Origin of the sequence: Janthinobacterium sp. HH102, from assembly GCF_001758625.2 — a bacterium.
GTDB lineage: Bacteria > Pseudomonadota > Gammaproteobacteria > Burkholderiales > Burkholderiaceae_D > Janthinobacterium.
Genome location: NZ_CP062063.1, coordinates 114,117 through 135,622 on the forward strand (window position 1 = coordinate 114,117; position 21,506 = coordinate 135,622).

The window sequence follows — 21,506 nt, forward strand, 5'->3', positions numbered from 1 at the left end:
ACCAATTTGGGCCGTTCACCGCCCTGCCGCACTGTTCAAGTTAGCATTACGTGACATCGCTTGCGACGCTTCCGCAAAGCCGACATTTCCAAGTGCCAGCACGCCAGCAAAACCTAGCAACACAAAAACAGAAAGTGCTGTCACGAACTTTCCTGTTACATGCATACGCTCAACAATACTTAAGGCCTCATCCTGGCAGCTTTGGATCACTAACTCGGGTAACGCATCGACCAGCTTTTCCTCCCCAGCGAGAACAACCACGCGAGCCGCCAACATACTCGGCAAGGGCAAGTCCCTTAGTGCGGTCAGGACAGGACGGCCGCGCGCGGTATGCGCCCGAACTTTGTTCATTTGATAGGTCAGCCAAATAGAGCCGTTTGATGCCACCTTGTTTAACGCAACGGTATCCGCAATGCCCGCCTGGATCATGGAACAAATAGCAGTCAGGCTTGAGATCAAGTCCATCTGGGCAACGACTGTGTAAGGAGGGATTTTTCGGTCAAGCCAGTCTCGGCCTGGACCGGTGTAATTCGACATGCTCCAGGTTACCCATGTCAGCAGACACACAATTATGCAAAGAATGCAGGCTCCGCCCATACCAGTAAAGAACTCCAGCACCCCATACGCAAACTTACCGTAGTCAGGCCAGTATTTCAGTGGCACGCCCTTGAGCATGTCCGCATAGATGACGTTCTTAAAGAAGAAAAGAACTGCGATTAAGAGCACAAAGGTAATGCCGGGCATGATCAATGGGACCGTCACAGCACGCACCATCGCATCGCGCTGGGCCAGGTTGGCTGCGTACATTTTGTAGAGTTGGCCGGCACCGTCGGGGTTCATCTCGGCAGCCGAAATAACAACCGTGTCACCTTCGCTCACAAAACCGCTGGTGGCGCGCGCGAGCGAACCAGGACTTGCCAACAGGCCGTCCCCCCACAACGTCATCATTGCACCTATGCCTGGCACGTTATACTTCGCGTACTGGCTGATTAGGCCGTTCAGCGGCGCTCCCGCCGATAATGAGGCGCCGAGGTCCCGGTAGAAAGTTGCACGATGTCGATTGAAAGCACGACGTGTGCTCCATACATGAAACATTTCAGACCACATATTCATAATTTCCTATTCATGGGAGCGCGCTTCCGATCCGAGGATCAGCGTGTTTTGTGATGGAGCCTATTACCGAAGCACTGCGTTGATCTGAAAAGGACGGGATAAAGCCGGGCGCATGAACCACGAGCGCATCTTCAAACCGGCCGCAGTATCGCTCCACCGATCGAAGGTCCACCGCCCCCATAATTGCGGCCTTCAGACCAACTTCCAGAGCAGTATTTCCTCGTGTGCTCGATAAATCGTCAAACCGAGACCTTGACTCCCTCCATTTTCGTTCCAATGAAAGGAAGTCACGTTGCATCACCAGAGTCCTGTCGTCGTGGTCAGGTTCAAAATATTCCGCCAGAATCTGGCGACCCTTGTAGCCAATCCTAGAGACATGACCTTGGCCTCGGCATTCTTCGCATCCCTCTGGGTTGTGTGCAGAGAATTTCTCCACATCCACCTGGTACGATTTCTCAATATGACGAAGACGTTGAAGACCCAGTGCTTCCAACGCTTTTCCGCCTTTCAATGCACAACCGCACAATTTCCGAACAAGCACCTGGTGCAAATTCAGGCCAAGCACAGCGGAGTGAGACAACAGATCTGCCTCCAATCCCATGCTCGAGCTAAGGAAATACGGTAACTGACCCAATACAGAATCGGAGTGAGTCGTCGTGTAGCATGGATGACCGGACAATACGATATTAATGACCATCTCAAGTGTCTCTCTCGAGCGCACTTCACCAATAAGAAATGCATTTCCGTCTCCTCGCTTAAAACGTTGCAGAGCGAGCTGGATAGCATTTGCCCCAGACACGTTCACTTGCGCCGTGTCGGGGTGAGTATTTTCGATCGGATCTTCCGCGGCGTACTTGGATTCGGAGCCGGGTACCATCGCAAATACGGAGCGGAGCGTCGTGGACTTGCCCATGTTCATCGCTCCTGAAATACAGAGGAGGCGCTTATGATTTGCATTGAAGCGGTTAATCGCGCTTATCACATCTGGAAAGAGGCCGAGCGCATCCACCGTCGGAATCTCTGTTCGATCGACATAGATCAAGCGCAGAACCAGCTTAAAGGGCTTGTCACCATTAGCGCCGACTTTATCACCCAGGTCAAATGTCGTGAAACGACCCCGAATTGTCTCTCCTCGAGCGCCGACGACACGATCTTCCAAAGTCGCCTCAAGAAAGTTCCCAGGATTAAACTGCGTCTCGGACCGGTTGGTGCATAACTCGTTGTACATATAGCCGATCATTCCCCGCAACTCTGACGGATCCTTCATTGCAGGCGACAAATCATCGACCGTAACGAGCTCCCCATCCAGCCGGAACTCAATCTTCGAACGATTGCGCTGCGTTTTCTTGTCCGAGTCATACCTCACAAAAATGTGTATGTCTTGTGTTCCAAGTTTTACAGCTTGCGTCATCAACTCCGTGATCATGTTATTGAAGCGATTGGTACCTTGCGCCTGCCGTTGCTCCAGATCTCTGCGGATTATCTTCGCGTCATGCTTGGACACAGCTTCACCGTCATGCTGGTTTGCGTCAACGCCATTGATCTCTGCAATTAGGTTTCGCGATGCATCTAAAGGCTGCGCGGGATCCAGTGCCACGTTTTTCTCCGTGGCAATGGCAACGAGCTCTCGATTAATTGCCAGTCCATAGCGCAAATTGTGCGAGTTCTCACTCCAGCCTGCAACTGACAGACGGACGGTCCCATAACGCTGTGCACCTGCTCCCGGCACAGGGAAAGCAATAACTGCAACAGTTTGCAATAAGTCGTCGGTCACCTGCAGACGTGCAGAATGGGTTTTTCTCCCACTCAAAGGAAACCATGATGGAGGTAGCTGCTCAACTGAATCATAAAAAGTTCCAGCGGCAATATGAGCATTATCTTCAACTACCTGCAAAGAGGTAGTAGGAACTGGATGCACTCCGGAGTCCAGAACTGGCTTTTGCCTCCACCCCAGCCCGTCCACCAGTGGGGTTAACAGTTTTCTCAGCATTAGTTCACACCGTTCAGTCTCGGGCTCGGCAGTGGGCCGGCCTGGACACTGTTACCACCATTGACCGGCTGTGCTTGAAAAGCAGGTTGGGAGAAAGATACTGAACGCATTTTTAACGCAAGCGGGTAGAGCACCCTGCCCTTTTGCAGGATTACCGTCGAGCTTTCTACGCTGTGTATTGTCCACCCCTGTACGCTCTCACCAACCTGGCGGTCTTCGAACTGTCCACCTGCCGTAAAGAAGCGAACAGTGGTGTCCGGTTTTACTCCAAAGATTCCCCGCAACTCTAGTCCCTCAGGGACCACAGGCTTAGGAATAACCTTCGGGATTTTTCTTGCAGGTACCGGTGTAGTGGGCTTATACACCGGCTTTTCTTCTGCTCCCTTTGCATCACGCAGCGCACGTCGTTGTTTCTCAAATTCGACATCACGCTGTATATCCGCAAGGTCGCCAAGCGTATAGGTGATTGATGAGGAGGCAGCTATGTCAGCCTTACCCGGGATAACATCGGACCGATCAGAACGAGGTGTTTTCGATGCTGAAGCTTGAGCGCACAACGTCTGAGTTACCAGGCACGCGGTAAGGGCAATCAAAGTTTTAAGAATTCGATTTTTTTGCATACATTTCTCCTACTAGCGTGACGGCGCCGGCACCTGCCGAAATTGTTTTCCAGTTAATGGCGTTGGCGAATACTCCTCCGCCAGCTGGAATCACCACGAGATCCCAAAGGGGATATGTCACGGTTACACCGACAGTCCTTACGGTCGAGGGAACTGACGCCTCATTTATTCCAAGGTTCTGAGGAAAAAGCTTGTAATCATTTGTGAGCGTTCCCGACACCTTTTGTGTCGGTACCAGCTTCTGTATGCGCGGCCAAAAGAGCAACGGCGATTGACTTTCGTCGGCGAGACCTTCGATACTTGGCACTACGCCCAACGGCAGGCCCGACAGCGTCATACTGCATTCGACGGTACGCCCATCCTGCCCAAACGAGATGACGTTAAACTGACTCCGAACATCTTTTACGAAGTCAACGAAAGTCGCTGCGCTCTCGCTGTCTTTCTTGTAACTAAAGGTGCAGATCCCACTGACGACATCACACGCTACTGGAGTGGATATTTTGAAGCCGCCTACGAACTCACGGACTTGGCGAATCTTTCGTTGAATTTCACGGACACGTTCTAAGCTTCCCCATGGTTGTGTAGCCCACTGCGCTGCAAGCGCCTTTTGATACACCACTCCCGGCGCATGCTGTTGGGCTAGCACTTGAGCATCTTTGATCCTCTGCTCGCTTTGGTACTCAGCGTAGGCCAGATAGCCAATGACACTAACGCCTGCAACCGTTGCCATCACTGCAATCTGGCGGACGCCCATGCCAATGGTGCGGACAGGAGTCGGGGCCACGGCGATACTGACCAGCTTATCAAGCGTCAGTTCATGCGAGACACCTTCCCAGGTGCCATACAGCGCTGCCTCCCCGGTAGAACCAAGTCGGCGCAGTTGTGATTTCCAAGCACTCAAGGTCGAAGCAACTGCTGACGCCGGCACCACGACATCGAACTGACCTGGTGCCGGATGACCGTTGATGGATATGCACATCGCGAATGCATCATCACCCGGCAATTGGGAGACGAGGATTGCACAGACTGGAAGTGCCGGCAAAGAGCTGAACATCTCAGCCAGGGAGTACACCTTGGTGAAGCGGCCAACCTTACTCAATGACATTTTTTCCGATGTCGTCAGGTAGCCCCACGCATTGTGTGTGCTGCCCGCGGCATGCGTGGCCTTTGTCGCTGCGACCAGGTCGCGTTCACTTATGGAGCTCGGTCCAGTTTTAACTCGGCGTAATTTGGTGAAGAGCGGCGAGGCCCCCGATACGCCCGGCTTAACGGATTCTGGATCGAGCCAGTGCATCCCGGCCAATAGGAATGTACCGGAGACGTTGATAATTTGCGCCATATCCTGCTCCGTACCTTAGTCGCGAAATCGCATGGTGACGATCAGGTAGTACTGATCTTCAGCGCGATTGCCAGCGATGCTGCCCCCGAATAATGCAGACACGTGCTTGTCCAAACTTTGATCAGATCCATCGAGTGATCGCCCGCTGATTGCCGCGACGACCCGCGACTCGCCGTTGCTCAAGGTAACGCGCTGCCGCGCCAGTTCGGTATCTTTATCCAGCAGCATCACTGTGGTTTGGCTATCACCCTTTCCGCTCGTATTGACACCAAACGGGTTTTTAACCGACTCACGAATCGAGATGTCAACCGTAGCATCACTTTCCCCTGTGATGGCAGGGACTAGCATTAACGTTCGCCCAGCGTTCTCTGTTTTCGTTTTCTGACCAGATGACACGCCAGATAACGAAGAGGCAGCCGAAACCTCATTGACATAGTCAAAGGTTTTGTTCGTCGTATGCATTACGCCCACACGGTTCTGTGTTTCCAGCAATAGGTGGCGCACCACGGTTGCTTGGCCAGTCTCATTCAGGGCAGAGATCAGAGCTTGAGATCCTGCGAACCGGGAGTCGCCAGCAATGGTGCCGCCCAAGACAGCAGCGCCTTGCTCTAGCGCGCGTACTGGCGCAAGGTACTTGAGTCCGGTTTCCTGGAGGGCCTTTGCACGCTGGTACATAACTTGCCAATTAACGCTCGACTGACCAGAGTTTTTGCTCGAGTACCGAATGACCTCCACGTCAAAAACGACTCCACGGTTCATCAAGCGCTTTTCGCTATCAATATATTCGCCGATCTTGTCCAACACCTCAGGTGTATCAGTGACAGTCAACGAACCCGTCGCTGGGTTGTATGTTGGTTCTGGCGCGTCTTTGCTCATCCACAACTTGATCCCTGGAATAAGGGTCTTCGGCGCATCGATCTCGGGGAACACCGAGTTCATTGTGGATTTTGCAGTAAATCCACCACCATCCCCCCCTCCACTATCGACCGTCATAGTTCCACCCGCTGTCGCTGCAGCAGTACCAATGACATAGCGACGAGTCGTCGTTCTGAAGAATTCAAGCTGCCCGTTTTCGAACTCAGTGTGCACTCGATAGCGGGCGGCGAGTTGCTCGAACAGGGGGACCAAACTGCTCTTCGACGCCTTTGGTATGGTTACCGAGACCACCTTACCCGCGCCGTCGACTAACGCGTCAGGCTTTACACGCACAGGAATACCAGTTGCGACGTTGATCTTCTGCGCAAAATCTGCAAGCGGGATGATCGTATTGCCATTCAGGTCGACAGCGTTGTCGGCGAAAGCAAGATTGACCTGGGCATCGTTACGCAATGCAGCTGGCCATTGACTTGACTTAGGGGGTGCAATCTGCCGGCTGCCGGTATAGGGAATTTCGACATCTTCAACCATGTCCCTTACGGATGCATCCTGACGCTGTTTTTCCAAACGCAATTCAGCAGCTGCAGCTTCCTTCGCTTTGACATTCGTTAAGGCCTTGACCGATTCATCATTTGCCGTAAACCCTGCGCAGCCAACAAGCGCGAGCGATGCAGCGATGACCGACAGGTGGGTGCGATAAGTCATACGCATTAGATGCCTCCCTTGCAGCGCTCGTCAAACTTGATGATGCGCAGTACATTTTTTGGTGTGTTTGCATGAATGCACGCGCGAACGCGTTCACGGCCCGCTTGGGAGCCTTGGCTTGTTTGTACCGAAGTAAGAAGATTTCGAACTGCGACCCGCACGTCAGTGCCCCAGTCATTCTCGGCACTAACCTGGTACTCGACATCACGAGGCTCCCAAACGTACTGCATGTTTGCCTGGGTGGCCCAACGACGCAGGACCGCAGAGACGTGGTAGTCGGATCCCGTTGTCGTAAAAGTTGCTGGAACAGGTGCAGTTTTCGTAACGGCAGCAGTCTGGGGAGTCGTCGGTGTAATCGATGACTTCGCGTCATTTACACTATCGATTCGCTCAATTTCCATGGAACGTGCTGCAACTGATACGCGCTGGCCCTTTTGATCAACTACGATCCGCACGGGAGCGCCCGAAGCCGATTGCTCAAGCAGTTGGACCCACGTGCCCTTTCCACTGATCGTTACCAACTTCTTGCGGAGGTCAGCACTCGCATACTCGATCTGCACTTCGCGAGGAACAATATCGGCGAAAAGATCCTCTACGGAAATCGCCTTGTATGTGATTTCTATCACTGCATCTGATGCGCGGTTATCAACGAACCCAGCCTGTGACGGGCTTGCGATGACCAGGAGAGCAAGCACAAGTGTAAGTTTTGTCATTTTCATATTTAATACTTTCAATACTGTCCAGTGCGTACATACCGCCAATACCGTGGCGTGCGGGCCAGAATCACTCCACCGCGCAACCAGTAGCGCAGACGCCGCCACATCCACTGCATTGAGCGGCCGCGGAATGACATGTACAAACTGACACCCGCATAGAACATGAGAATCGTGATCGTCGTATAGTGAAATACGATCGTGGCAAGCAAAATTGGGAACACAACGGATCCATCAATTTTTCCGATTTTGGTTCGATAGCCTGCATTTCTCCATTCCATCAATTCCTCGCTTTCTCGACATACTTCTGCGCTTCGGTTCGCCCCATCTGGGTGATCTCACGGAATTGCTTTTCCCCCATTTCACCGCTGCGGATATGGGGTATGCATTGGGACGCAAAATCCTGGCCGTGCTCAATCAGGTAGGATCTAACAAAATATGCCCACCGAGCGTATGGGTACTCCTCGCTTTGAAGAGTGTTCTTTATTTCTGAATCGAATGCGATCCAGGAAGTGATGGGAACTACCCGACCACTATCGAGCTTCACAATTTTTCGCGAACAGATCATGCGCAATGCACCCAGCATCTTCGCGGCTGCGGCAGATCGCACTTCAGGCGGAAACATCTCAACCAGGCGAAACACAGTTTCGTTCGGCGTGTCTGCATGAATTGTGGCCAGCACTGCGTGGCCGGTGATCGCCATCTCGACCGTTTTATCTGCCGTTTCTTGATCGCGAACCTCACCCATTAAAAGTATGTCTGGCTTGGACCGCATTGCTGCCGGCGCCGCGCGATGCCATCCATGGAGGTGTTTTCCAATTGCAGCTTGTGCGACTAATGGACCGCGACCCAGTCCGGCTGTTCCGTAGCTAATTTCAATAGGTTCCTCGAATGTTTGGATACTGGGCGCTGGAGTTTCCTTTGTGCGCTCATGAAGGATCGCAGCAATTAGCGTAGTTTTACCTGAGCCTGTTGCTCCATTTACGAGCACAAGTCCTTTATCAACCAGCATATCGTCCGCTACACCCGCAGGCAGCCCCTGTTTCGATAGTTCCGGCAAAGGCTCAGGAATGGTTCGTATCGTTATCGACACACCGTTCTTCTCGCCCCCAACACGTGCTGCAATAGCATGAAGTCGCAGACGCACAAGTACTCGATCGAGGTCTGGGCGGTAGAATTCCGGATCTTCGTCGATCTCATCGCCTTTTCCAAGTTTAGGGATCGCAGCTGGGCCGCAGAGAATGGTCAGTACCTTTTTTGCCTCAGTATCCTCCAGCGTACGGGTCGTCAACGGGTACCAACTGCGGCGCCAGTACACCGAGATGTAGTCGTTGCTTTGGACCTTAATATCTGAGCACCCCTGGTCTAATGCGGACGTAATTAGTAGACGTGTTTCGCGCTCGCCAAAGCCAGGTGGCAAGGCGAACGTTGTAAGCCCCTCGACAGTATTTGGCGTCATTTGGTTGCCTTCCAATCGCTGCCGTTACTGTTAAATTCTGGCTGTGCGCTGATTCGGAAGATCGAGTCACCAATGATGATCGTGTTCTTGTCTGGACGATTTACGCTATCGGTAGCCTGGGCGAATTTCGGCGCCGTCACGAGTCCGCGCCCGTACAGAGCGTAGAACAAACGCATACCATTAAAATCACGCTCCAGGCGGGCCAAGTTTAGGTCGAAGATCTTTCGCGATTGCTTGCGACCTTCAGCATATGCAGCACGCACTATCGTTTCCCAGTAGCCCTTCTCAACGTCACTCTTTGGGAGAATGCTACGCTGAGCATCGCCGACAATCTGGTCGTCTGTGTCGCTCAGACCAAGATAGAGGTAATTGCGCCAGTTGTTCTGTGTGAAGGTCGCTGGCGTGATGATTCGATATACCCTGCCCTGCACGCGCATCGAATATTCGGTAATCGCGATCACATCCTGCGCTTCTTCGATAACCGGTGGTAATGCGCCAGAGGAGAAGGTTAGCGATCCGAAATTGAACTTTGTGTCCAAGATCGTCTTTTCCTTCTCGATCTCACTGACGATGACACGATTTTCGTCTGCCTGACCTGCTCTCATACCCAGGCCCACGCCAAGCTGCTTGAGCGCTGCCGCGCGTACGTCAGAAATGCCAGTTGGAATTGTGGATACCTGCGAAGTTGCAGACAAGACTTTATCGAGGTTCGAGCTCGGATAAGGAACTGCGGCGCTTGCTGCCTGTACGCCAACTGCGCAGGAAATAAAGGCGATACAACGAATAGCTGAAATGGCCATGGGTGTCAGTACAGCTTCGAGCGGAGTTCAATGGACGATTCATTGAGAATGACGTCGGCCCGGCCGCCGCATTGCTCCCCGATCGCGGCTAGTGCCTGGATCAGAGTTACACGCTGCAGCTTGATAAAAACCGGCATTGCAAGTCTTGGCTGCGGACCAGTTTGTTTAAAGTCCAACTTTTGTGCCGCGGCAATGCGTTTAAGTATCTCGAACGCGTCGCCCTCCCATATTACTGACATGGTGTTCCCGGCCAAGCTTGCCGGAGTTGTCGCATCGGACATTTCCATTTTTTTCGCATCGGCCCTGTCAGCAGCCTGAATGATCGAAAATCGAACTCCAGGAGCGTCACCAACGACTTCGACTTGCTTCGGAGTAGCGCAAGCACCGAGCAACCCCGATATGGCTAGGGTTACCGCTAGGCGTGTTTTCCGGTAAGTGGCGCGGTTCATTTGTTCTGTCCTGTGGTCATAAAACGTATCAAGGCCGTAATTTACCCTGTCACGTGCTGTAGTGCAAGAAAAACGCTGCTTTTGGGTAACTTGCCTGGTTTTGTATGAAAACGTGGATTGACTGAGGAACTGGGAAGCCGTTGGCATAGGTCCCGCGAAAGCGGGCATCAAAAATTCGAGAGAGTGTTGTTGTTTTTGTCTTTAGGAGGAAGCAACAACGACAACCGGCCGACTTTAGGCGGCTTGTTGTTGTTTACTTTAGAAACAACACCTTTAAAAACCTTTACGTCTCGCAAAGCCTCTATTCATCAGGGTCTCCGGGCAATATTGCCATAGTGTTCGGGGCGTAATGCCATAGTCTCCGGGGAAGGCCGCCATAGTCTTCGGGGCTCTGCCATAGTCCTCGGGGTGTAATGCCATAAAACACGGGGCGTTTTTGTGGGAAGGAACTCGTAATGCCATATTTTTCGGGGCTAGGATAAAATGTGTTATTTAATTTGCAATAAATTTACAGCTTAGCCATAACAATGTTTGATATAAATTTCCGCCAAGCAAGTAGAAATATGATTAAAAAGCAATATTGTTGGATTGTTCATTAAATTCATTCATTAATGGTAACTCTTTCTTACAAAGGTTTGGTCTCATGGGATTGACAGCGCGGTTTCTACGTGTTCTGGGGTACGGTTGCCTCAGAGTGGAAACGTGATTATTTCGCTATTGCAGTTCTGGTACATGGTTGCCTATGTTTGGACTCTTATTGTGTATATGGCACTTTTGATCGAGTAATGCCATAGTCTCCGGGGCGTGAGCCCGACCCTGACCGGTTTTCCCTGAGTAATGCCATAGTTTTCGGGGTGCCCATAGCGTAAATCGTCTGGCGTGGTTGCAAAATATTTCACTTTCTCAATGGACACCAGTATGCAATGGCCTTCCATATTGAAATGCCATAGCTGAAGTTGTGAGACTATGGCTTATGCTGTTAGGATATCGCCAGTGCGGAACTTTTTCAGGAGTGGTAATGCCTAGCAAAAATAAAGTAGATAATGGATCAGCCGTTTTAAGTGCTCCAGGTGCATCCAAGCAAGTTGTCGCCGGCATTCGGCCTGCCCGAAGAACTGCTGTAGTACCTGGTGCCACCAGGCACGGCGAACTTGTCGGTGGCAAGCAAGAGGTTAAGAAGCATGTGGCTGCAATCCACACTTCCGGCGAATTGGGTTTGGTCGAGAGAAAGCTGGTGAATATTCTTCTGCTCAATGCATATGACGAACTGGCAACCGCGCGGTCGCATCGGCTCCCGACGAAAATGTTAATGGCAATGCTGGGATGGTCCGAGGGTGATGACACGGTCCACTTGAAGAAGGCTCTTCTTCGAATCGTGACTACGCCTGTGGAATTTGATTTGATGGAAACAGCTGGGGAGTCGGGCAAGAAATCTCGCTGGACTGCCACCGCTCTCCTCGCTTCGGCCGACCTGATAAACGGATTTTGCGAGTATGAATACTCAACTCGCCTGGCCGAAGAGCTGGCTGATCCAGATGTCTATGCGATCATCAACGTAGGTATCCAACGGCAGTTCAATTCGGGATATGCACTCACCCTTTACGAAAATTGCATGCGATTTCGCCGGACTGGCTCTACTGGATGGATGACGCTGGAGATTTTTCGTAAATTGATGGGGGCCACTAAGCCTACCTATGATGATTTCCGTCGCCTGTCGCAATTTGTAATCAACACAGCCGTGAAGGAGGTCAACGCAGTTTCGGATATCAGCATTGAGGTTCATTACGAACGAAAAGCTCGGAAGGTTACCCACGTTCGCTTTTCGGTCGAGGAGAATGCTCAGCAGACGATTTTCACCGAGAACGAGAACCTGATTGAGCAAGCGAAACAAAGTGAAACTTTCCAGCGGCTTCGTGGTCATGGCATTGGCGAAAAGCTAGCTGTAGCCTGGGTTCTCACGGATGCCCAGCGTGCAAAGGCCGCCTTGGATATAACCGAGCAACGCGCTCGAGGCGGACAAATTAAATCGAATACCGGTGGATACGTTCGGCGACTGATCGAGGACACTACTATCGATTTAGGAGCAAGCGCATTTGAAAAGCAAATAGAAGAAGAGGCGGCACAAAAGCGTGCCTTGGTCGAAAAAAAGGCGGCGGATCAAATGAAGAGCGAGTCCGATAGTCTTGCTCGTGGGGACAAGGTGCGTGCCTTGGTTAGGGCTCTTTCAGATGATGAGAGAAAGGAGTTCGCGAAGACTTATGTAGCTGGTCCAGGAGCTGCATTCGCCAAAAGTTTTAATCCCTCCACCGGCGAGTTCAAGAACGCAACGGAACGTGTGCCATTCATGAATTGGTTGCGACTCCAAATTCGTTCTAGAAATGATCTCGAAGAGGGAGTTACTCCTGATAAGGGAGTTTAATGCCTTGAACACTTCATGCTACCGAATCGTTGAGTTCAAGTCGATTCGGTAGTATTCTTCGGAGATGGTGTTTTTGAGCAGCTGGGTCGCCGACCTGGTGCTGCCACTTCTCTCTGGAGCTTAAATGGAACTTAGCATTCCCCCCCTCCCACAGCGAGTCACGGCTGAAGATTTGATAAATTTGGCTGAGCGATCCTCAAGGATGCTTAAGAAGATTCGCGATTCAATGCTTCAACCTCACCCGCGCAAAGAACCTCCTGTCTTCCCCAGTAATAAAGTGCAGGCACTGTGTGCGATCGACAAAACAAAGATGTCGAGCCTGCTTAAGGCTGGTAAATTGCCCCAGGGAACACAGGAGGCAAAGGGCAAGATGAGGAAATTTACCCTAGCTGAGACCATTGAATGGGTTGATGCTACTGTGAAGCCGCAAAAACGTAGAAAAGGCCAAAAAGGTAAGATCATCACTGTTGGTAATTTTAAAGGTGGTGTAACCAAGACCACCACCGGAATGAATTTGGCTCAAGGATTGACACTCCGTCGTTGCCGGCGCGTGCTGCACGTTGATATAGATCCTCAGGGTTCTACTACCACTCTGTATGGTATCAATCCGAATGCTGAGATCGATGCCAGTCAGACAGTTCTGCCTGTAATCGAACGGACGGAGGTTAACCTTTTATACGCTCCGATGAAGACCTACTGGGAGAATCTTGATCTGATTCCAGCTTCGTCCGACTTGTTTAATGCCGAATTCTTGCTTCCGGCCCAAGTTCACCAAGGCGATGCGTCTTTCCAGTTCTGGCAAGTATTGCGTGACGCCCTCGAGCCGTTACTTGACGAGTACGATTACATCATCATTGACACGGCACCCACGCTGTCTTACCTCACGATCAACGCCCTGTTTGCAGCGGATTCGATGATCGTGCCAGTTGTGCCCGATATTCTCTCCTATTCCTCGATGGTACAGTTTTGGACCCTATTTTCTGACTTGGTAAACGGTATGAAGAGTTACTCGGGCAATGGTCCGACTAAATCCTTTGATTCGATCGACGTTCTTATTTCGCGTATGCCGAATAAGGCATCCGCCCAACTTGTGAATGACTGGATCCGTAAGACCTACGGTGCCTACGTGAGTGCTGTAGAGATTCCTGAAACCGAGCTTGTCCGTACTACTAGTACTGAGTTCAAGACAATATACGATATGCCAAATTATGAAGGTAGCCCCGAGGCTTACCGTAGGATTCGCGAACCGTACGATAAATTTGTCGATCTGCTCGACGACAGAGTGTGTCGTCTGTGGGAAGCCGAAGCAACTGTGACCGTATAAAAGAGGACTGCTATGTCAATCAGTAAAGATCAAGCCAATAAAGCCGCCAGTGTGAACCTTGATGATGATGAACCTTTTCGCCCAGGCGCCCCCGCAGCTGCTCGGCCACCGAGAACAGCGCCGGGCCAGCTCATGGATCTGCAGGGAAAGTATCGCGATGCGCAGGCCGCAATTGAACGATTAGAGAAGGGCGGCAACGCGATGGAATTGCCGCTTTCTCGAATCATTCGAGTTCCTGGTCGTCAGCGGCCCCTGACAGCGGATGAGCGGGCAGAGCTGAAGGTTAATCTTGATGTCAATCCACTAATCCATCCGGTTGTCGTGCTTCCAGAGACTGAAGATGGGTACGAGTTGTTCTCTGGCTACAATCGTGTCGAGTTATACGAAGAATTGGGAAGGTCAACAATCTTGGCCGTTGTTAGGGACGTTCCTGCCGATCGAGTTGAGGTATTGGCGTTTTACGCTAACCTCTTGGCCCCTTCCCTGCCGGATTTCAAGAAGTATGAAGGACTCAAGGCTCGCCAGGTCGAAACTGGATTTACCCTGGGACAGTTATCGGAGGAATCGGGTATGAGTACCTCCTCGATCTCCAGGCTCCTTAAATTTGAGACATTGCCACACGAGGCAATTCAGGTTCTGGAAAAGAATCCTTTCATTCTGGGAGCTACTGCAGCTGAGAATTTAGCCAAGGCGACGGAAGCCGGCCGGGGGAACTTGGTAATTGAGGCTGTTATCAAACTTGCGGAAGCAAGGCTTTTAAACACGGCTAACAACAAGACGCCTCGCTTTACCGAGGATAATGCGGTTGCACATGCAAATGGTGTTAAACCAGCTGCTGCTAAGGCAACTCCGCTGCCCCCAATGGTCGTTAAGCAGGGCAAAAGTCACTTCGCAAAATTAGTCGTGCGCGGTGATCAGGTGACTATTAAATTTTCAAACGCAACCACTTCTGCGGGGGAGTGGGCTGGTAAATTCGAGTCGTTTATGAAATCCGAGTTGGTGAAAATGAGTGAGCTAGATTGATGCTGGGGCGCCCGATAAACCATGAGCCTATATGGAAATGAGTGGAATTGGGATGGTTTGGGGGAGTTCTAAAGGTTTCCCAACTTGGGAAACCTTTAGAATCAATGACTTAGGTAAAGTCATTGATTCTGTTTCGCGTAACTCAAAGAGATAAGCCTCTCAGATTCAGACTCATTTCATCAACAACTGGTGTTGAAGTGGTGCCTGAGTCAGGCTCAACAGTGGTTTTCTCACTACCAGGCGCGTTATCCATTTCCTTGAATGGAATATGTTCGGCCTGCATTGCTGTTGATTGCCGCACTTGCCCCTGTCTGACTGTGGTTCCCAGTGGGATTGTAGAGGAGGGATCCACAGCGGCGGGCACTGAACTGGTTCCGGCAAACGTATGAACAATTGCCGGTAAGGTGCCTGGATGGTCAGAAGAAAAAATTTGGCCACCCTGGTACACCACTGTGCCGTCTAAGCGGAACCCTGCCTGTTCCAGTGCATAGCCCAACTCTATCCAGCGTCTGGAGTCGGCTTGACGATCAGCCCCTTCAGAATTAAGTCGATCGATGATAGATTTTCCTATCGCAGTGGGCCGTAGGAAAAGTCGGAAGTTGAACTGTGCCATGTCGCCCCCGGTGTTATGCCGCTACCTTCGACAGACTCATTGGAGCCTCTTCTGTATCGGGTACATCGACAGAGCGATCTTCCTCTCGCATGATGAAGTTCACGTACTTCCACATACCGCGCGCGTTGGCATACTCTGCTTGGTCTGCGACCAAGCATTTTCCGCGGAATACGACAGCAAACGCTTCGTCTCCCAAAGCACTACGTATCAGAGCTGCACCACCACCAACAAAGATGGCAGCACCCAGGTCGGAACCGTCGCCTACCTTGGCCACGAAAAAGTTCTTCACTTCGGAAAGATATTCGCGGCATGCCGTTTCTATGATCTCAGAAACGTCGTGCATTTCGCCAAAGAATTCGTACATCTTCGTGCGGCACGCTTCCTCTACGTAAGTAGAGGGCACGTCATTGCTGATCTCGAATTTTGATTTGAGGCGTGATGCAATCTTCGTGATAAGAGAGAGGACCCCGATGTCTGCTGTACCACTACGTTCACCATATACGCCGCGAACATTTTCTATCACGACTGCGATATCAAGCGTCTTGCCACCCATGTCTACCACGGCGACTGGTCGACGACTGATGATCTGTTGAATCGAAGCATTATAGGTGCCGTCGTGGCTCATCATCGCATCATAGAAGGCTGCGATGCCTTCGCTCAAGACTTTCTGGCCGCCAATTTTTGCCATCGGCGCGCCAACTCCAATGCGCCTCACCGGCTTAGCCAAGCTGTCCATTTTACGTTGGATAAGCGCGACATTTGGTTTGCTATCTTTATAGTACTGGTCAACAGGCAATCCTGTTACGAGAAATATGGTCTGACCGCCCAGGCCCACCTCGGCCAGTGCATGATTCACGAGCGTCCTGTTCAGGTCGGAAACTGGGTAATCGATCATCCGGGTGTCCATCGTGCGAATCAGGGCCTGGCCGTTCGCAACCGTGAACTGCTTTCCTTCGGTTTCATATGCTGAACTGTGCTGGTTACCAACGGACATAACCTGCTGAAGACCTTCATTTGCACGGGATTTATGGTAACCGTACAAATATTCCTTCTTAGCTTCATCGAAGCCATAGCAGGTTTTGATGGTGTCGTGGCCGTCGTCCTGGCCGATACCGATGAGTTGTTTTTTCATGTTTTCTCCGTCGAGGTAAAAATTGATGTGGGCCGGTTTGTTACGTTTTATGACTACGTTTCGACACTATAAACGATGTGCAGAGACTGTCAAGAGGAGATAAGTAAAGGAACAGCATTTTATTGCATTTGGATGCATTTATATGACTTTTCGATGCTTTTAGCGGCTCTAAAATTCATCATTTTACCTCTTAGCAACGGGCCAATATGGCCTTGTGATGCATTTTACGGCTGGTTTATGCACTATAAATGCACTCAGTGGCTTTACTTCCAGGCGGGAGACTAGAGTATTTATCTGGGAAAGTCCCTATAGAGTATGAGAAAGCACTAGGTGTGGAGTTGCGATCAGGGGGGGGGATGGGTGATGGGGGGCGCGCTTTCTTGAAGGGATATATACAGCTCAGGGTGTTGATTAGCTAAGGTAACGAGGGCGCATTCTTCAACGGAAAGAACGAAGAGCAATCGTTCTTTCCGTTGAATCGAAATGGTGATGTGAGGTGGCACGAGCCGGCATGGTCAGGCCTAGGCCCAAAGTACTCAGCGTCACGACGGGTACCTGGAAGAACGGTTTGGTGCCGCATCAAAGCGGGGCTAAATACCGGTTAGGTTGTGTATGTCACCTAACCCAACAAAATTCGCAATGCAAAAAAACAACCTAACATTAGTAATCAACAAGTTACGCCGTCAAAAATTCGATGTTGTTGCAGATATGAACTTCAACAAAATTCAGTTAGCTAGGCGTGGTTGCAAACACGTTGAAAATGTTTCGTGGCAAACTTCGCAAAGGGAGAGTGAGCCGGCCTTGAAAGGCAGACAGGCATCAATGGGAAATCTGTAATCAAAATGAGACACGTTGGTGAAGGCGCGAACATAAATTCATCCATTATTCGCTAGCGCCTATGCTGAGATAGCTGCAACACGAGCTCACTAGGAAGAACCGCAACTCCACTGGTCTATAGCCGCAGTGGAGATGTCGCTTTGCGTCTATCTGACAGTGGTTAGGCTACGGCTCATAGGGGAGTCTCGACCCATCACCTAATGGCAGGGCAGGGACCGAGCGGCGCAAAAAACAACTATACTATTGCCACATGGAAATTCCACAAAGCACCGGGCAGGACAGACGCGATTTTGCGCCATAAGCTGCGTGCCCGATAAATCACGAAATCTCGCCAATGCATCAAGAAACCACGCTGCAATCCTTCGTTCCTCCGAAACCAATATCGATGGCTCCAGGGACTTCGCCAACAGCTCTCGCGCTAAAAACACTGGATGCCGAAACGCTGTTGGAAAACATTCCCCAGGACGCGGCCGAGCAGATCGTCTTCGAATGGCGCCAAGCTCGAGTACTCGCTGGCATGGGAGATCCCAATGCTCGTTCAATCGCAACTTACGTCGCGAACTCACGCATGCTCGAGATTAAGTATTCCAACGAGGTGCATGCAGAGGAGGGGATACTCAGCCCTGTCGATATTATCAAGCGCCTTTTCCTGCATTCGGCAAACATTAGCGCAGCAACCTGGCGGCTATACAGATCGGGATTCATCTTTACAATGAATGAGCGTGCGCTGTCGTGTGCACTCCAGGGATTGCCGCAGCCCACTCTCATGCGAGCGCTTGGCGCGCTGATCGTCGTGTCGGCCAAGCCATATGGGGCAGGTCGCCCGCCTGTCGCCCGGGTTTCCCGTGATAAATCGATTCCAGCAAAAGATTTTGACAAAGTTATTACCCACCTCGCAACTGCATACTCAGAGCGGAACCACTGGGCTCGCCGAGCTCAATCGTTTGCAATGGCGACGATTGCTACAGGTATGAGGCCCACAGAATGGGTCAACGCCAAAGTTCGACCTGCACTTCCTGCCGAGGTACCTCGCGGAGAACCCGAGGCCGGCTGGATCGCAGTCGTTGTCGACACCGCCAAGCGAAAATCGGGCGAACCAGATTGGGAGCGCACTATTATCGTGGAGCCTGGCGTATATCAAATCCACGTCCGGCAGCATTACGAGGAGCTGCAATCAGCATTGCTGTCCCGCCAGGATCCACACGACGCTGCTAAGAACTACTCACGCAGGTGTTCGTCGGCAATGGGTCGGGCCTGTAAGGAACTGTGGCCAGTGTCTACTCGCGGCAAGAATCCAATTCGAATCACGTTGTACTCTCTACGGCACCAGGCACGAGCAAACGTCGCGGCCGCATATGGCGGTTTCGTCGCGGCGGCAATGATGGGGCACTCACCGTATGTAGGAAATAACTGGTACACAGGGAAACACCGCGCGAACTCTTTCGCGGGGCCACGCAAGGTAAGGCATGGTGGCATCCCTGTTCCTGTGCCAGGTGAGGACGTCTTACAGATGGCTGCAAAGTTCGAGATGAACCCTGCGTTGCTTAGCGCGCTTGGAAACGTAGAGGATGACCGCGAAAGTGCACGATACTGATTCGTGAAACATTAATTCTCTTGTATAGAAAAAAAAGATCGATAAAGAACAATGGGTTAGCGCGATATTTAATGGAATACTGCACTTCAAAATTGATTGTTTCACGACTTTGTGACGACTTTGATACATTTAAATTTGTCGGTGTACTTTATGGTACAATTTCTGCACCATAAGGTATTAATATGACTTCACACGTATCGTCATTGCTGACATCGTTCCCTTGGTTGACACCAACAGAGGCCGCGTTAGTGTCTCAGTACTTACCTTGCGCTGATGCGGGCAAGACTGCATCAATGCAAATGCAGGCAATCGCCATTGCGCTCGATCAAGCTGGGCTCCCCCCAACATCTACTCTTTTGCTCGCCTTGGCCGGCCGGGGTTCGAAAGCAACTGCCGTTTCGGTTGCACGAGCGGCTGGCCGCGCTCGATATGAGGGGGCGAAGAAAGCGGCGCATCAGGCACCATGTAATCAACGGAGCAACCCGACAGAGAACCTTGTTGTGGATGAAGCCACGGTGCGTGGCATTATTCAATCGACAGTCAAGGCGGCGTTGGCCTTAATGTCCAGCGCTATCGAAGGCGAAACAGCAAATGAGAGGACCTTGAAGGCGGTTGAAATTCTAAGTGAAGATGTGCGGTGGCTAAAGTCAACTATCGACACCGAACGTCAGCTGCGCAAGTATCGCGAGTTAGAAGGCCCACTATCCGAATACCAGGTCAACAAGCAGCCTCCCACGGCTGAGGCGCGCAGTGAAGTCGTTCGTCAACTTTCAGACTCTCTTGAACGTGATCGCCTCACCTCGCACGCGCCACACGAGATTGATATCGCGGATGGTCGTAGTGAATAAGTAGTTGCAACCACGCATGTAAAAGCCTTCCAGAATGGTGCTTGATGCCCCCCTTGGAAAGCTATTAATGAAACAAACCCATTCAATCAGCCGAATCGCCCAATTTGCAAGTCTCACCCGTGAACAGGGCGGTGTCATTCTATCCCCATCCAAGTCCATTAAGGTCGTGGCGCGTGCTGGTTCTGGCAAAACCAAGGTGGCGATGGGTTACGCTGCAGCTCGCCCTGGGGCTCGCGGCCTTTACCTAGCATTTGGCAAGCCCACGCAAATGGAAGCAAGTAGTCGCCTGCGGACACTTGGCGTTAATACGGAAGCGCGTACCTCACATAGCCTGGCATGGGGAGGTTTTGGGTCCAAGTTTGACGCTGCGGGAAAGCTCTTATCAAACGGTTCTTTGCGTCCAGGCACGACCGCCCAGTTGTTGGGTGTTAACTGGCCGATCGCCAAGGCTGTCAACGAGACAGTCAAGAAATACATGTGCAGCGCCGACCAGCAAATTTCGGATGTGCACCTGCCAGACGAGCAAGACTATCCAATCGTCCGTGCCGCGGCAGGAACCGTATTGGAGAATGCGCGAAACTTTTGGAGTCGCCTCATCGACTTGAATGACCACGATGCGATGATAGTTCCAGATGTATATATCAAACTTTGGGTAAATTCCGAGCCGAAGCTTGATTACGACTTCATCCTGTTCGATGAATGCCAGGACGCCAATCCATTGTTGTCTCACCTGGTAGAACAGCAGAAACACTGCTCCAGGCTTTACATCGGCGATCCGCACCAGGCCATCTACGGATTCCGCGGCGCCGTCGATGCGATGTCGACCATGGACGTGGACGAGACACATAACCTCACCGCGTCTTTTCGCTTCGCGCAAAACATCGGTCTGTTGGCGTCAACCTTCCTGGGACATTGGAAGAGTGAACCTTTGCCAATTCGCGGCCTCGGGGCTGGCGGCCGCATACTTCCGGGTGATCAACAAGCCTATTTAGCTCGTACGGTCTCAGGCTTGATTGGTAAAGGTTTTGAGCTGCATATGAAGGGCCACAAATTGCATTGGGTAAAAGGGTTTGAAGACTATCGAATCGCCCCGATTATGGAAGCTTACCGACTCTATAAAGGTGAGAGCGCAGCTAAATTTCAGGACCCCGTGCTCAAATTGATGAAAAGTTGGTCGGAACTTGCCGACTACGTGGAGGTGACAAAGGATGCAGAAGCAGGGTCTGTTTTTCGTTTGATCGAGCAGTACAAGGATGAAATCCCGAATATAGTGGAGACGCTTAAACGAGAACAGGTTCGGTCTAGTGACCAGGCTCCATTTGCGTTGACTACTGCGCATAAGGCAAAGGGTCTTGAGTGGCCAGTGGTTCGTCTCGTTAACGATTTTTTCTCCTTTAAAGACCAGTCTGACGGGACGAAATGGCTTCCTCCCGCACGTATTGATCCGCAGGAAGCGAATCTCGCGTACGTAACATTGACCAGAGCAATGAAAGCTGTCGCTCCGACTCCAGAGATGGCTGAATGGTTCAGTAGCCAAGCGGCGACACAGCATCTTTTCCCTAAAGCAGGAGATAAACCAGCGCCGACACCAGCTACTGCGCCGGTCGAGCCTGAGCCTAGCTCCTTATCACATGCAGCTTGAATACATATTC

The 21,506-nt window shown here is 51.4% G+C and carries 17 protein-coding genes; 6 read left to right on the forward strand and 11 right to left on the reverse strand.

The genetic code is table 11. The features are described 5' to 3' along the window. Positions 1-15 precede the first annotated feature (15 nt). From JAB4_RS29305 to JAB4_RS29345, 9 genes are all read right to left on the reverse strand, one after another. Positions 16-1,113: a hypothetical protein gene (locus JAB4_RS29305; RefSeq protein WP_070308550.1), complete on the reverse strand. Its 1,098-nt coding sequence runs from the start codon at positions 1,111-1,113 to the stop codon at positions 16-18. A gap of 10 nt (positions 1,114-1,123) precedes the next feature. Next, entirely contained in the window at positions 1,124-3,103 is a 1,980-nt protein-coding gene (locus JAB4_RS29310) for an ATPase, T2SS/T4P/T4SS family (protein WP_083287443.1), read from the reverse strand. Then, positions 3,103-3,723 carry a hypothetical protein gene (locus JAB4_RS29315; RefSeq protein WP_139143887.1) on the reverse strand — a complete coding sequence of 207 codons (621 nt, stop codon included), beginning with the start codon at positions 3,721-3,723 and terminating at the stop codon, positions 3,103-3,105. Before JAB4_RS29315 ends, JAB4_RS29310 begins: the two co-directional genes overlap by 1 nt. After that, on the reverse strand, positions 3,701-5,062 hold the full coding sequence (locus tag JAB4_RS29320; RefSeq protein ID WP_070225081.1) for a hypothetical protein: 1,362 nt from the start codon (positions 5,060-5,062) through the stop codon (positions 3,701-3,703). Before JAB4_RS29320 ends, JAB4_RS29315 begins: the two co-directional genes overlap by 23 nt. 15 nt (positions 5,063-5,077) lie before the next feature. Then, a complete protein-coding gene (locus tag JAB4_RS29325) occupies positions 5,078-6,643 on the reverse strand; it encodes a hypothetical protein (protein ID WP_139143888.1) in 1,566 nt (521 codons plus the stop codon). A 5-nt stretch (positions 6,644-6,648) separates the two neighbouring features. Then, positions 6,649-7,377, reverse strand: coding sequence for a TcpQ domain-containing protein (locus JAB4_RS29330; protein ID WP_139143889.1), 729 nt, complete (start codon positions 7,375-7,377; stop codon positions 6,649-6,651). A 259-nt stretch (positions 7,378-7,636) separates the two neighbouring features. Beyond that, positions 7,637-8,815 (reverse strand): ATPase, T2SS/T4P/T4SS family, encoded by a 1,179-nt coding sequence (locus JAB4_RS29335; protein WP_071650308.1) that lies wholly within the window; start codon positions 8,813-8,815, stop codon positions 7,637-7,639. After that, positions 8,812-9,615 (reverse strand): type IV secretory system conjugative DNA transfer family protein, encoded by an 804-nt coding sequence (locus tag JAB4_RS29340; protein ID WP_070308552.1) that lies wholly within the window; start codon positions 9,613-9,615, stop codon positions 8,812-8,814. The genes JAB4_RS29335 and JAB4_RS29340 overlap by 4 nt, the downstream gene beginning before the upstream one ends. Positions 9,616-9,620: 5 nt before the next feature. Next, positions 9,621-10,064, reverse strand: a complete 444-nt coding sequence (locus JAB4_RS29345) for a DotD/TraH family lipoprotein (protein WP_070225071.1) — start codon at positions 10,062-10,064, stop codon at positions 9,621-9,623. Between the two features lie 1,018 nt (positions 10,065-11,082). Here JAB4_RS29345 and JAB4_RS29350 point away from each other — a divergent pair. From JAB4_RS29350 to JAB4_RS29360, 3 genes are all read left to right on the forward strand, one after another. Beyond that, positions 11,083-12,483: a replication initiation protein gene (locus JAB4_RS29350; protein ID WP_175444832.1), complete on the forward strand. Its 1,401-nt coding sequence runs from the start codon at positions 11,083-11,085 to the stop codon at positions 12,481-12,483. Positions 12,484-12,607: 124 nt separating this feature from the next. Beyond that, positions 12,608-13,807, forward strand: coding sequence for an AAA family ATPase (locus JAB4_RS29355; protein ID WP_070225067.1), 1,200 nt, complete (start codon positions 12,608-12,610; stop codon positions 13,805-13,807). 12 nt (positions 13,808-13,819) lie between these two features. Beyond that, entirely contained in the window at positions 13,820-14,830 is a 1,011-nt protein-coding gene (locus tag JAB4_RS29360) for a ParB N-terminal domain-containing protein (protein ID WP_083287446.1), read from the forward strand. 142 nt (positions 14,831-14,972) lie between these two features. Here the strand turns inward: JAB4_RS29360 and JAB4_RS29365 are convergent, their stop codons facing one another. Then, the gene (locus JAB4_RS29365; protein WP_139143890.1) at positions 14,973-15,443 is read right to left on the reverse strand and encodes a hypothetical protein; all 471 of its coding nucleotides are present in this window, start codon (positions 15,441-15,443) and stop codon (positions 14,973-14,975) included. Between the two features lie 13 nt (positions 15,444-15,456). Then, positions 15,457-16,575: a ParM/StbA family protein gene (locus JAB4_RS29370; protein WP_070225064.1), complete on the reverse strand. Its 1,119-nt coding sequence runs from the start codon at positions 16,573-16,575 to the stop codon at positions 15,457-15,459. A gap of 1,171 nt (positions 16,576-17,746) precedes the next feature. Between JAB4_RS29370 and JAB4_RS29375 the strand changes: the two genes are divergently transcribed. The 3 genes from JAB4_RS29375 (at position 17,747) to JAB4_RS29385 (ending at position 21,496) form a co-directional block, all read left to right on the forward strand. Next, positions 17,747-19,006 (forward strand): hypothetical protein, encoded by a 1,260-nt coding sequence (locus tag JAB4_RS29375; protein WP_139143941.1) that lies wholly within the window; start codon positions 17,747-17,749, stop codon positions 19,004-19,006. 182 nt (positions 19,007-19,188) lie between these two features. Beyond that, positions 19,189-19,854, forward strand: coding sequence for a hypothetical protein (locus tag JAB4_RS29380; RefSeq protein WP_139143942.1), 666 nt, complete (start codon positions 19,189-19,191; stop codon positions 19,852-19,854). Between the two features lie 67 nt (positions 19,855-19,921). Continuing rightward, entirely contained in the window at positions 19,922-21,496 is a 1,575-nt protein-coding gene (locus tag JAB4_RS29385; RefSeq protein ID WP_175444850.1) for a UvrD-helicase domain-containing protein, read from the forward strand. The last annotated feature ends 10 nt before the right edge of the window (positions 21,497-21,506 follow it).

Bases quoted from the DNA above. Each gene is read 5' to 3' on its own strand.
- JAB4_RS29305 (WP_070308550.1), bottom strand. From the start codon at position 1,113: ATGAATATGTGGTCTGAAATGTTTCATGTATGGAGCACACGTCGTGCT.
- JAB4_RS29360 (WP_083287446.1), top strand. From the start codon at position 13,820: ATGTCAATCAGTAAAGATCAAGCCAATAAAGCCGCCAGTGTGAACCTT.
- JAB4_RS29310 (WP_083287443.1), bottom strand. From the start codon at position 3,103: ATGCTGAGAAAACTGTTAACCCCACTGGTGGACGGGCTGGGGTGGAGG.
- JAB4_RS29355 (WP_070225067.1), top strand. From the start codon at position 12,608: ATGGAACTTAGCATTCCCCCCCTCCCACAGCGAGTCACGGCTGAAGAT.
- JAB4_RS29370 (WP_070225064.1), bottom strand. From the start codon at position 16,575: ATGAAAAAACAACTCATCGGTATCGGCCAGGACGACGGCCACGACACC.
- JAB4_RS29350 (WP_175444832.1), top strand. From the start codon at position 11,083: ATGCCTAGCAAAAATAAAGTAGATAATGGATCAGCCGTTTTAAGTGCT.
- JAB4_RS29380 (WP_139143942.1), top strand. From the start codon at position 19,189: ATGACTTCACACGTATCGTCATTGCTGACATCGTTCCCTTGGTTGACA.
- JAB4_RS29315 (WP_139143887.1), bottom strand. From the start codon at position 3,723: ATGCAAAAAAATCGAATTCTTAAAACTTTGATTGCCCTTACCGCGTGC.
- JAB4_RS29345 (WP_070225071.1), bottom strand. From the start codon at position 10,064: ATGAACCGCGCCACTTACCGGAAAACACGCCTAGCGGTAACCCTAGCC.
- JAB4_RS29340 (WP_070308552.1), bottom strand. From the start codon at position 9,615: ATGGCCATTTCAGCTATTCGTTGTATCGCCTTTATTTCCTGCGCAGTT.
- JAB4_RS29385 (WP_175444850.1), top strand. From the start codon at position 19,922: ATGAAACAAACCCATTCAATCAGCCGAATCGCCCAATTTGCAAGTCTC.
- JAB4_RS29320 (WP_070225081.1), bottom strand. From the start codon at position 5,062: ATGGCGCAAATTATCAACGTCTCCGGTACATTCCTATTGGCCGGGATG.
- JAB4_RS29325 (WP_139143888.1), bottom strand. From the start codon at position 6,643: ATGACTTATCGCACCCACCTGTCGGTCATCGCTGCATCGCTCGCGCTT.
- JAB4_RS29335 (WP_071650308.1), bottom strand. From the start codon at position 8,815: ATGACGCCAAATACTGTCGAGGGGCTTACAACGTTCGCCTTGCCACCT.
- JAB4_RS29375 (WP_139143941.1), top strand. From the start codon at position 17,747: ATGCATCAAGAAACCACGCTGCAATCCTTCGTTCCTCCGAAACCAATA.
- JAB4_RS29365 (WP_139143890.1), bottom strand. From the start codon at position 15,443: ATGGCACAGTTCAACTTCCGACTTTTCCTACGGCCCACTGCGATAGGA.